Source organism: Pseudoduganella sp. jia 9, assembly GCF_055502615.1.
The window spans coordinates 151,508-162,487 of sequence record NZ_JBUPWE010000019.1; the positions used below are offsets into that span (position 1 = coordinate 151,508).

Below are 10,980 nucleotides of genomic sequence, written 5' to 3' on the forward strand. Positions count from 1 at the left end.
CCCTCAGATCGCCTGGGCAAGCGCGACCAGCGTCTCGCGCATGATGCGGCCGTGTTCGGCCTTGTCGCCGCCGGTGATCTCGATTTCGCCGAGGCGGCCGGAGTTCTCGACCACCATGCGGCAGCGTTCCCAGCGCCGCTCCTCGAACGCCGCCAATGCGGCATCGACGCCGGGCCGGCGTTCCAGTTCCTCGGCCAGCACGATCGCATCCTCGATGCCGATGCAGGCGCCGGAGGCCATGTGCGGCGTGGTGGCGTGCACCGTGTCGCCGATCAGCACGACGCGGCTGCGGTGCCACGGACGCGGCAGCAGCAGGCCTTCCAGCGGCCGGTAGATCACCTGCGAATCCTCCGCCAGCCGCGCACGGATGGCCTGCAGCGCCGGCACGTCGAACGGCGCCAGCAGGTCGCGCAGCATCGGCAGGAACTGCGCCGGATCGACATAGGCGCGCTCGGCGCGGTCTTCCGTCACGTACAGGTAGATCTGGTCATCGGACACGGGTGCGACGCCGGCCTTGATCTTCGGACCCAGCCACATCATCGCGTGGTCGATGGACGCCGGCCGTGGCAGCACGGCGCGCCAGACACCCTGCCCCGTGTACTTCGGTGCCGCGACGCCCGGGAACAGCGCATCGCGCATCGCCGAATACAGGCCGTCCGCGCCGATCACGAGGTCGTAGCGGCCGCTGCTGCCATCGGTAAAGGCCACGTCGACGCCGTCGGCATCCTGCGCGAACGATGCGAACGTGCAGCCCAGGCGCACATTGGCGCCGGAAGCACGCGTGGCGTCGGCCAGGATCGATGCCAGCACGGGACGCATGATGGCGCCGCCGCCCGGCACGTCCGGCCCGGCCAGGCGGGGCGTGGGCAGGGTGGCGAGATGGTGTCCGCCGGACGTGTGCAGGTCGACGTTGTCGTGCGCGGAACCGCGGCGCACGAATTCGTCCAGCACCCCCAGCGTGCGGAATGCGCGCAGCGTGGCGCCGCCCAGGCTGATGCCGGCGCCGTACGAGCGCCAGCCTGCGTCGATCTCGACGAGGTCGACGCCGATGCCGCGCTTTCTCAGTTCGATGGCGGCGGCCATGCCGGAAAAGCCGCCGCCGACGACCAGCGCGCGTTGGACTGTGTTCGTCATGTTGGTCTCCTTGCGCCTTGCGGCGCGATGTAGATATCGTTATCGGGTGTGAGCAGCAACTCGACGCGCTGCAGGCCCTGCCCCAGGCAGGGCCCGAGCGTGCAGATGCCGGTGGCAATGTCGAACAGGGCGCCGTGCGCGGCGCAGACGATGCTGGTGCCGCCGGCGTTCAGGTAGGCATCCTTGCGCCAGGACAGCGGCGTGGTTCCATAATGCGGACACGCGTCGTGCCAGCCGTGGACGGTGCCGCCCTGCCGCACCACCAGCACCGTATCGCGCCCCTCGCCGAACGGGTCGAATCCGCGCGACGCGCCGTCCGGTATGTCGTCCAGGCGGCACAGGAGCACGGCCGCCATCAGTGGCGTTCCGCGGCTCCCGCAGCGCCGGGGGGCGGGCCGCCCGGCGCCCAGTTGTCGCGCTTCTCGAACAGGAACAGCTGCGAGGCATCGGCTCCCGCCGGTGCGGCGCGGGCAGTCCATTCCTCGTCGTGCAGGTCCATGTCGGCGTCGTATTCGACGTGGCAGCCCAGCGGCGAGTTGAAATACCAGAACCAGTTCGAGCCCATCTTGTGGCGCCCGGGGCCCCAGAACGACTGATAGCCCTTGTTGACAAAGCGCGAGCCGGCCTGCATCACTTCGGTCGGACCGCCCATGTGGAAGGTGAAGTGCTCGATGCCCTTCATGAACGGCGGCGTCTGGATCAGGAACAGCGTATGGTGGTCCAGCGTGCCGGCCGGACGCAGGAACGGGCCGGCGCCCACCAGCCGGTCGGTACACGCGAAGCCCAGGCGCTCGACATAGAATGCTTCCGCACGCGCCACGTCCGGCACGAAGTAGACGACATGCGACAGCGTGCGCGGCAGCGCCGGCGCGTTTTCGTCGACGGCCACCACGTTCGGCTTGCGCTGCGCCGGCGCGCCGGGCGCGTTGATCGTCTCGGCCGGCATGTCCAGCGGGCGGCGCACGGTGACCTGGAAACCAAGCACGAAGCCCATGTCGTCGACGGCTTCGATGCTGCCGTCGGGCAGGCGCTTCACTTCGCGGTCGCGGCCAAGCTTTTCCGCGACGGCGCCCAGCGCCGCCTCGTCGGCCACGCCGTAGGTGGTCTTGCGAAGCATGCTGGCCGTGCCCATCGGCGGCGGCAGGGTGGCGTCGTCCTTGTGCGCCAGCACGATGGCGGTGCCGTCCAGCGCTTCGAAACGGCCGTTGCCGACGGGCGTCAGGCCGTAGTCGGTCAGGTACTGCGCGCAGGCGGCCAAGTCGTCCACGCCGAAGACCAGCGCGTCGGGTCCGATGATGTTCATGTTGTCTCCTGGAGAATCTGGTGTGTAGGGTGTGGTGCCCGGTGTCGGACACCAGTGACGCGAACTGCCGTGGTGTCGGTTCAGATGGCCGTGCGTCCGCCGAGCGTTTCCGCCACCCAGTCCGCGATGTACGCGCCGGCATTGGCGGAATTGTCGAAACTGGAATGCTGCACGCCGCCTTCGCGGTCCGTGAAGACCTTCAGCTCGCGCCCAGGGCTGTTGACGAGCTGGTCGTAGGTGCGCTGGGCCCAGTGCAGCGGGATCTGCGAATCCTTCTCGCCGTGCGTGACGAGGAACGGCACGTTGATGCGGTCCAGCACGCCGTCGAGGTGCACGTTCTCGGCGATGCGCAGGAAGTCGTCCATGTCCTTCGCACCCCACACCCAGCGCACGTGCTCCCAGTAATGGGGTACCGGGAAGCTGCCCTCCTTGGCCAGCCGGCGCTTCTGCACGTCGCGCCAGTCGTGGTTGGCGCCCCACACCACGCCGCAGGCGAAGCGCGGCTCGAAGGCCACCGCGCGCGGGCAGTAGTAGCCGCCCAGCGACACCCCTTCCAGGCCAATGCGCTTGGCATCGACGTCAGCCCGGGTCTCGAGCCAGTCCACCACTTTCGACGCCCACCGTTCGCTGTCGAACACCGCCGTCATGCCGTGCAGCCGCAGCGCCTCGCCGGTGCCCGGCTGGTCGATGACGAGCGACGACACGCCGCGCTGCGCCAGCCAGCGCGGCAGGCCGACGCGGTATTTCATCTCCTTGGTGGAATCGAGGCCGTTGACCTGCACCAGGATCGGCGCCGGACCCGCATTGGCCTCTCCTTCGCCTTCCGCACGCACGAACAGGCCGGCGATGTGGCCGTCGCCGTAGGGGATTTCCACGCGCTCGCAGTTCTCGCCAGCCAGGCGGATGCCGCGGGCGAACACGTCGAGGAAGCGTCGATAGAGCTCGACGCGGCCCGGAGCGCCGTGCGCCTGCAGCCGCTCCGCGGTCAGGTAATAGGTGGCGGCGCGGCCGTACTTGTCGCCGGCCGAGATCAGGCGGCCGCGCCGCTCGTCTTCCTCGGCCAGGCCGCACAGCTTGTCGGCCATGGTGGACCAGGTGGCGCGGAAGGCGCGGGTGCCATCGGCATCGGGCTGGCGTGCCGCTTCCTGCAGCGGCGCGCACATTTCTTCGATCTCGCCGATTTTGGCGCCCATTTCGATGGCCAGGTCGACCGACAGGTTCCAGACGTAGTTGGTCGGGAAGTACTTGAACATGCTGTGATCCTTCTTCTATGGGTTGCTCGCCGGCCGGTGCGGGCCGGGCATGCTGGCAATATAGAGAAGGGAAGCGGCGGCGAAAAATGGATAATTTCCATGGCAGCCATCGACGGGACCGATACCTGGCCCCGCGGCGGTTCAGCCGGCGCCGAACAGCTCGACCAGCAGCCCGCGCAGCCACATGCTGGCGCCGTCCTTGTGGTATTTGCGGTGCCAGTGCTGCTTCAGGTCGAACGGCGGTATTTCCAGCGGCGGTTCGAGCAGGCGGATGTCCGCCAGCTTCGCGAACGACTCGCCAACGGCGCGCGGCACGGTCACCACCAGGTCGCTCGCGGCGATCAGGAACGGGATCGACATGAAGTGCGGCGTCGACAGCACCACCCTCCTCTCGATGCGTTGCCGGGCCAGGAACTGTTCGAACACTTCCTGGCTGCGGCCTTCCGCCTTGATCACGGCATGCCCCATGTCCAGGAACGCGTCGAGCGTGAGCCGCCGCGCGCGGTAAGGATGCCCCTGCCGCAGCAGGCAGATGAAATCGTGCGAGAACAGCCGCTGCTGGAACAGGTTACGCTGGTGCAGGTCGGGAAAATAGCCGACCGCCAGGTCCACGTCGCCGCTCTCCAGCGCCCGCGCCAGCTCGTCCGGCGGCATGCTGACGGAGCTGATCGAGGCATCGGGCGCGTCGCGCTGCAGCCGGTCGAGCAGCTTCGGTAAAAAGGTCATTTCGCCGATGTCCGACAGGGCCAGCGTGAAGCGCCTGCGCGTGGCAGCCGGCTGGAAATCGCGGCGCGCCAGCACGTCCGTCTCCAGCCGCTGCAGGATGTCGCGGGTGGGCGCGATCAGGTCCAGCGCACGCGGCGTCGCCTGCATGCCCTGCGTGGTGCGCACGAACAGCGGGTCGCCGAGCGCCGTGCGCAGCTTGTTCAAGGCCACGCTGACGGCCGGCTGGCTCATGCCCAGGCGGCGCGCGGCGCCGCTCACGCTCTTCTCTTCAAACACCGCCAGCGCGACCGGCAGCAGGTTCATGTCGAATGCCTTCACGCTCACCTCTATTACATTTTCGAATTCAGATTATGCAATAGATTATATTTTCAGATACACGGAATTGCGTGATGATCGTTGCAGACGGGCCGGCCAAGGCCCGCGACCATCAAAGGAGACGATCTTGCGCAACCTCGTTGTCGGCAGCGCGCTGCTGTCCTGTTCCCTCATATCCATCGCCGCCGAGCCGGTCCGCATCGGCGTCATCACTTCCCTCTCCGGCCCGGCGGCGCACAGCGGCGCCCAGATGAAAGCCGGCATCGACACCTGGATGCGGCTGCACGGCGCCAGCGCCGGCGGCCGGAAAATCGAAGTGCTGTACCGCGACGACACCGGCCCCCAGGCCGACGTGGCCAAGCGCCTGGCCACGGAACTGGTCAGCCGCGACAAGGCCGACATCCTCGCCGGCTTCGTCTTCACGCCTAACGCGATGGCCGCCGCCAGCGTGGCCGACCGGGCCAAGCGCCCGCTGGTGGTCATGAACGCGGCCGCCTCGGGCATCACGAAGCGCTCGCCGTATGTCACCCGCACTTCCTACACGATCGCCCAGTCGGTCGTGCCGCTGGCGCAGTGGGCGCACAAGACCGGTTCGCGCAGGGTGTACTCGCTCGTGGCCGACTATGCGCCGGGGCTCGATGGCGAGGAATGGTTCGACAGGACATTCAAGGGAGCGGGCGGCGCGATCGTCGGCTCGGTGCGCGCGCCCCTCGCGACCGTCGACTACAGCGCCTACATACAGCGGATCAAGGATGCCAGGCCGGATGCGGTGCACGTGTTCCTGCCGAACGGCCAGCCGATGGTGTCGTTCATGAAGGCATGGAAGGACAAGGGCCTGGACAAGGCCGGCATCCGCTTCCTGGGCGGCGAAGGCTGGGCCGACCAGGACGTGCTGGCGCAGGGCGGCGAAGGCCTGGCGGGCATCTACACGGCGGGCTTCTACTCGTATTCGCGCCCGGGCGCCGACAACGCCCGCTTCCGCGCCGAGTTCGCGAAAACGGTGAACGGCAGGTTCGAGCCGAATTTCCTGGCGGCGTCCGGCTACGACGGGATGGCGCTGATCGCCGCCACGCTGGCGAAAACCGGCGGGAAGACCGACGGCCCGGCCTTCATGAAAGCCGTGAAGGGCTATAGCGCGGCCAGCCCGCGCGGCACCGTGACCATCGACGCCGTCACCAACGACATCGTGCAGACGATCTACATCCGCCGCATCGACAAGCAGGGCGGCGCCTTCGTCGCCAGTGAAATCGACCGCTACGACGCGGTCAAGGACCCCGTCAAGAACTAACAGGAGACCGACATGACTGATTCCCCAACTTTCCCCCTCAACCGCTGGTACGTGGCCGGCTTCGACAGGGAAGTGAAGGATGCGCCGCTCGGCCGCACCTTCCTCGGCCGCCCGGTCGTGCTGTTCCGCGACGCGGCGGGCAATATCGCGGCGCTCGAAGACCGCTGCTGCCACCGTGCCCTGCCGCTTTCCTGCGGCCGCGTCGAGGACGGCGCGCTGCGCTGCGGCTACCACGGCCTGCTGTTCGCGGCGGACGGCCAGTGCATCGACGTGCCGGGCCAGGGCAAGATCCCGACCAAGGCGCGGGTGGCGCCCTACCCGGTGCGGGTGGTCGACCAGGTGATCTGGATCTGGATGGCCGGCGAAGTGGACGGAAAAGCCGGTGGCCAGCCGGACTGCGAACCGCCGCGCGTGCCGGCGCATGCCGATCCCCGCTACCGCTTCAAGGGCGGCGCGTTCCACTACCAGGCGCCCTACCAGCTGATCCACGATAACTTGCTGGACCTGAGCCACGTGGGCTATGTGCACACCAAAACCATCGGCGGCAATGCGCGCGTGCACATGGAAGCGCCGACCAACGTGGCCGCCGACGGCGAACACGTGCGCGTGGTGCGCCAGATGAAAAGCTCGCAGCCGCCGGCCACGTACACCGCGGCGTGGCCGTTCAAGGGCCTGATCGACCGCTGGCAGGAAATCGACTTCCACGTCAGCCACCTGCAGATCTTTACCGGGGCGGTCGATGCCGGTTCGGAGTCCATCGACAACCCTGGCCGGGGCGGCTTCCACATGCGCGGCTTCCATGGCATCACGCCGGAAACGGCGACGACGTCGCATTATTTCTGGACGATGGCCGCGTCCAGCCACCCCGACCAGCCGGACAACCTGGACACGGTACACAGGCAGACCGCCGACACCTTCGAGGAAGACCGCGAGATCATCGAAGCGCAGTGGAACAACATGCAGCGCTTCGGCCAGCCGCCGATGGTGGACATCCACGTGGACGCGGGCGCCAACCGCGCGCGGCGGGTGATCGCGCTCCTCGAGGACCGCAATGCCGAAGGCATGGCGCAATGAAAGCCGTCATCCGCAGTATCGTGAACGCCACGGCCGAGGTGAAGATCCTCGAACTGGCGGCGGCGGATGGCGGTGCCCTGCCGCCGTACGAACCGGGCGCGCACCTGGACGTGACGCTGCCGAACGGCGTCACGCGGCAGTACTCTCTGTGCTGCGCCACGCCTTCGGCGCAGCGCTACCGGATCGCCGTCAAGCGCGAGCCGCTGTCGCGCGGCGGTTCGGCGTGGCTGCATGACGCCGCAACCGAAGGCACGCACGTCGAGATCGGCGCGCCGCGCAATGCGTTCTCGCTGGTACCCGGCGCGGCGGCGCACCTGCTGTTCGCAGGTGGCATCGGCATCACGCCGGTGCTGTCGATGGCGCATGCGCTGGCGCGCCGCGGGCGGCCCTTCCGGCTGGCCGTGTTTGCCCGCGCGGCGGAACTGGTGCCGTTCGCGGACGAACTGGAATCTGCCCCGCTCGGGTCATTCTGCAGCGTGCATTGCGCGCTGGGTCCCGACGATACTGGCTTCAGGATCGACGCGCTGCTCGCTGCGGCGGCGGACGGCACGCACGTCTACGCCTGCGGGCCGGCGGCGTTCATGGATGCCGTGACCACGCGGGCCGTGGCGCGGTTCGGCCCGGGCGCCGTACATACCGAATCGTTCGGCGCCGCCGGGCCGTCCGCCGGAGACCGTCCATTCGTGCTGCGGCTGCTGCAAAGCGCCCGCGAGATCCCGGTGCCGGCCGGCCGGTCCGCCCTCGCCTGCCTGCAGGAAGCCGGCGTCGACATCGACTCCTCGTGCGAAGTGGGCGTGTGCGGCACCTGCATGACGCGGGTACGCGGGGGCGAAGCCGATCATCGGGACAGCTACCTGACCACGGCGGAACGGGCCGGATGCTTCCTGCCCTGCGTGTCGCGGGCGGTGACGCCGGTACTGGAGATCGAGCTTTGAGCCGCCCTGCCGCGCCCGGCTCCGGGGCGCTCAGTGGATAGCCAGACGCGCGGTGCAGCCAGCGACACCGGCTGGCTGCCTGGCCTATGCTCCATCGTCGCACTGCGAGGTCGAGCCGTCCTGATCACGTTCGGTTAGTTGCAAATTCGGTATCTGCATGCCGTGCAGGTTGTCTGCGAGCAGTTGTGCGTTCCGATGTTGTTCGGCACATCGACGGCCGGGGCCGCGAGGAATTCGTGCAGCCACGGAAGAACGTTCGCAGTGCCGACGGCGAAGAGTTACCCACCCACTCCGTCCATAACCCATGACTCGGTCCTTTCTAAAATGGTCTAAAGGTTGGACCGCCAACTGGAGGTATAGTTTGTTTTAGACCGTGGTTACCTGCACTTGGATCAAATTAGACTTTCTTTTAGATGAGATTCAGGCCGGCATCGCTGAAACAAGACAGAGATAGACTATTGCAGCCCAAATTAGGGTAAGCGTACAGCCTGCACCGTCTAGACACTGAATAGCACCAGTTGCCAAGATAGTCCCCACTAAATTTTGGTGGAGACTATCTTGGAGAGTGAGGTCAAACCCGGCAGGCGCCGACGCAGTACGAACTACCCACTGGAGTTCAAGCGGAAGTTGGCGCAACAGGCGTGCGAACCCGGTGTGTCGGTTGCACAGCTGGCTCTGCAGCATCAGTTGAATTCGAATATGGTGTTCAAATGGCGGCGCCAATTGCGCGCCGGCCTGTTCGATCAACCGGGGCTGGTTGCGGTGACATTGGCGCCAGTGATACCGCCACGGCTTGGTGTGAGCGATCAGCGCTGCGAAGGCGTGATCGAAATCCGGCTGGGCAATGCGACGATGCGGATCGAAGGTCGGCCCGATCCAGCAACGCTGGCAGTGGTCCTGGAAGGGCTACGCCGATGATCGGCCTGCCCGCAGGAACACGTATCTGGCTCGCGGCCGGCGTGACCGATATGCGTTCCGGCTTCAACGGTTTGGCCTCAAAAGTGCAGACTGCCTTGGAGGAAGATCCGTACAGCGGCCATGTGTTTGTTTTCCGCGGCCGGCGCGGCGATCTCATTAAAGTGCTGTGGTGGACTGGCGATGGCCTGTGCCTGCTGTGCAAGCGCCTCGAGAAGGGCCGCTTCATCTGGCCACAGGCCACGAGCGGTACCGTCACGCTGACACAGGCCCAACTCTCGATGCTGCTTGAAGGGATCGACTGGCGCCGGCCAGAACGGACTTGGCGACCGGAGTCGGCCTTGTAAACTTGCTATCGTCAGCGTAAACTTGGTCGCATGCTCAACGCCGCTGACCTGCCCGACGATATCGCTGCCTTGAAGGCCATGCTGCTGGCCAGCGAAGCGCGTGCTGCACGGATTGAAACATACGCAGAACAGAGCGAAGCGCGCTTGGCGCATTTGACCGCTGAACTGTCGAGGCGGGACGCCGAGATCGAGCACCTGAAGCTGGTCCTGGCCAAGCTCAAGCGCATGCAGTTTGGCCGCAGCTCTGAAAAGCTGGACCAGCAGATAGAGCAACTGGAACTGCAGCTGGAAGACCTGGAAGCGGAAGAAGCGGTCGCCGAGGCCCAGGCGCCTGCAGAGGTAGCGCCTCGCAAGAAAGCCGAACGCAAGCCGCTGCCACCACATCTGCCACGCGAAGAGCATGTGCACTCACCGGGCAATGATGCCTGCCCGGACTGCGGCGGCCACCTGAAGTATCTGGGTGAAGACGTCTCGGAGCAACTGGAGTACGTGCCGGCCAGTTTCCGCGTGATCCGCCACGTACGTCCCAAGCTGGCCTGTGCCTGCTGCGATACGATCGTGCAAGCACAGGCAGCAAGCCGGCCGATCGAGCGCGGCATCGCCGGTCCTGGACTGCTGGCCCATGTGCTGGTAGCGAAGTATGCCGACCACCTGCCGCTGTATCGCCAAAGCGTGATCTACGGCCGTGAAGGCGTGGAGCTTGAGCGCAGTCTACTGGCCAACTGGATCGGTGCCGCCAGCATGCTGCTGCGTCCCCTGATCGATGCCCTGCGCCGCTATGTTTTTGCCGGCACTAAACTGCATGCCGACGATACGCCACTACCGGTACTGGCGCCAGGCAACGGCAAAACGCGCACGGCACGCTTGTGGACTTACGTGCGCGACGACCGCGCCGGCGGTGACGACACGCCACCGGCAGTATGGTTTGCATACTCACCCGACCGCAAAGGCGAACATCCGCAGGCGCACCTGGCCAACTTCAACGGCGTGCTGCAGGCCGACGCTTACGCCGGCTTCAATGCGGTCTACGACACTGGCCGCGTGATCGAAGCAGCATGCTGGGCACACGCGCGACGTAAGTTTTACGACCTGCATGCGGCGCGCCCGACACCGCTGACCACCGAAGCGCTGCGCCGGATCGGCGAGCTGTATGCCATCGAAGAATCCATCCGCGGCAAGCCGCCCGACGAACGTCGTGTCACCCGCCAGCAGCAAGCGAAACCGCTGCTCGACGACCTGGAGCGCTGGCTGCACGCCACGCTCGCTACGCTGTCGCGTAAATCCGATACGGCGGCAGCGATCCTGTATGCCCTCAAGCTGTGGCCGGCACTGATCCGCTATGCCGACGATGGCCGCATCGAAATCGACAACTCGGCCGCCGAACGCGCGCTGCGCGGCGTCGCGCTGGGCCGGCGCAACTTCCTATTTGCCGGCGCCGACAGCGGTGGCGAACGCGCCGCTGCCATGTATGGGCTGATCGGAACGGCCAGGCTGAACGGCATCGACCCCGAAGCCTGGTTGCGCCACGTGCTGACGCATATCGCCGATCATCCTGTGAACCGCGTCGACGACTTCCTGCCCTGGAACTGTGCCGCCAAACTGGCCGGCTGAACTCCGCTTCCCAGCGGTGTGGCAAACATCATCTCGCTTTCCATCTGACGGCTCAAGACGGTGCTGAACAGACGCTTAC

The 10,980-nt window shown here is 66.6% G+C and carries 11 protein-coding genes; 6 read left to right on the forward strand and 5 right to left on the reverse strand.

Going from position 1 to position 10,980, the window contains the following annotated elements; genetic code table 11:
* Positions 1–3 precede the first annotated feature (3 nt).
* From ACY34H_RS24215 to ACY34H_RS24235, 5 genes are all read right to left on the reverse strand, one after another.
* Positions 4–1,134, reverse strand: coding sequence for an FAD-dependent oxidoreductase (locus ACY34H_RS24215; protein WP_464980027.1), 1,131 nt, complete (start codon positions 1,132–1,134; stop codon positions 4–6).
* Entirely contained in the window at positions 1,131–1,490 is a 360-nt protein-coding gene (locus ACY34H_RS24220) for a Rieske (2Fe-2S) protein (protein ID WP_464980028.1), read from the reverse strand. The genes ACY34H_RS24215 and ACY34H_RS24220 overlap by 4 nt, the downstream gene beginning before the upstream one ends.
* Positions 1,490–2,437: a VOC family protein gene (locus ACY34H_RS24225; RefSeq protein WP_464980029.1), complete on the reverse strand. Its 948-nt coding sequence runs from the start codon at positions 2,435–2,437 to the stop codon at positions 1,490–1,492. The genes ACY34H_RS24220 and ACY34H_RS24225 overlap by 1 nt, the downstream gene beginning before the upstream one ends.
* An 80-nt stretch (positions 2,438–2,517) precedes the next feature.
* Positions 2,518–3,690, reverse strand: a complete 1,173-nt coding sequence (locus ACY34H_RS24230) for an alpha/beta hydrolase family protein (protein WP_464980030.1) — start codon at positions 3,688–3,690, stop codon at positions 2,518–2,520.
* A 141-nt stretch (positions 3,691–3,831) separates the two neighbouring features.
* Positions 3,832–4,734 carry a LysR family transcriptional regulator gene (locus ACY34H_RS24235; RefSeq protein ID WP_464980031.1) on the reverse strand — a complete coding sequence of 301 codons (903 nt, stop codon included), beginning with the start codon at positions 4,732–4,734 and terminating at the stop codon, positions 3,832–3,834.
* 124 nt (positions 4,735–4,858) lie between these two features.
* Here ACY34H_RS24235 and ACY34H_RS24240 point away from each other — a divergent pair, with 124 nt between their 5' ends.
* From ACY34H_RS24240 to tnpC, 6 genes are all read left to right on the forward strand, one after another.
* Positions 4,859–6,019: an ABC transporter substrate-binding protein gene (locus ACY34H_RS24240; RefSeq protein WP_464980032.1), complete on the forward strand. Its 1,161-nt coding sequence runs from the start codon at positions 4,859–4,861 to the stop codon at positions 6,017–6,019.
* A gap of 12 nt (positions 6,020–6,031) precedes the next feature.
* Positions 6,032–7,093: a Rieske 2Fe-2S domain-containing protein gene (locus tag ACY34H_RS24245; protein ID WP_464980033.1), complete on the forward strand. Its 1,062-nt coding sequence runs from the start codon at positions 6,032–6,034 to the stop codon at positions 7,091–7,093.
* Positions 7,090–8,028, forward strand: a complete 939-nt coding sequence (locus ACY34H_RS24250; protein WP_464980034.1) for a PDR/VanB family oxidoreductase — start codon at positions 7,090–7,092, stop codon at positions 8,026–8,028. Before ACY34H_RS24245 ends, ACY34H_RS24250 begins: the two co-directional genes overlap by 4 nt.
* 558 nt (positions 8,029–8,586) lie before the next feature.
* The gene (gene tnpA, locus ACY34H_RS24255; protein WP_464976077.1) at positions 8,587–8,946 is read left to right on the forward strand and encodes an IS66-like element accessory protein TnpA; all 360 of its coding nucleotides are present in this window, start codon (positions 8,587–8,589) and stop codon (positions 8,944–8,946) included.
* Positions 8,943–9,290 carry an IS66 family insertion sequence element accessory protein TnpB gene (gene tnpB, locus ACY34H_RS24260; protein ID WP_464976078.1) on the forward strand — a complete coding sequence of 116 codons (348 nt, stop codon included), beginning with the start codon at positions 8,943–8,945 and terminating at the stop codon, positions 9,288–9,290. Before tnpA ends, tnpB begins: the two co-directional genes overlap by 4 nt.
* 30 nt (positions 9,291–9,320) lie before the next feature.
* Entirely contained in the window at positions 9,321–10,901 is a 1,581-nt protein-coding gene (gene tnpC, locus ACY34H_RS24265) for an IS66 family transposase (RefSeq protein ID WP_464976079.1), read from the forward strand.
* Positions 10,902–10,980: the final 79 nt, after the last annotated feature.

Excerpts from the sequence above, each read along its gene's own strand:
- ACY34H_RS24245 (WP_464980033.1), top strand. The coding sequence starts at position 6,032 with ATGACTGATTCCCCAACTTTCCCCCTCAACCGCTGGTACGTGGCCGGC.
- ACY34H_RS24220 (WP_464980028.1), bottom strand. The coding sequence starts at position 1,490 with ATGGCGGCCGTGCTCCTGTGCCGCCTGGACGACATACCGGACGGCGCG.
- tnpB (WP_464976078.1), top strand. The coding sequence starts at position 8,943 with ATGATCGGCCTGCCCGCAGGAACACGTATCTGGCTCGCGGCCGGCGTG.
- tnpC (WP_464976079.1), top strand. The coding sequence starts at position 9,321 with ATGCTCAACGCCGCTGACCTGCCCGACGATATCGCTGCCTTGAAGGCC.
- ACY34H_RS24250 (WP_464980034.1), top strand. The coding sequence starts at position 7,090 with ATGAAAGCCGTCATCCGCAGTATCGTGAACGCCACGGCCGAGGTGAAG.
- ACY34H_RS24230 (WP_464980030.1), bottom strand. The coding sequence starts at position 3,690 with ATGTTCAAGTACTTCCCGACCAACTACGTCTGGAACCTGTCGGTCGAC.
- ACY34H_RS24215 (WP_464980027.1), bottom strand. The coding sequence starts at position 1,134 with ATGACGAACACAGTCCAACGCGCGCTGGTCGTCGGCGGCGGCTTTTCC.
- ACY34H_RS24225 (WP_464980029.1), bottom strand. The coding sequence starts at position 2,437 with ATGAACATCATCGGACCCGACGCGCTGGTCTTCGGCGTGGACGACTTG.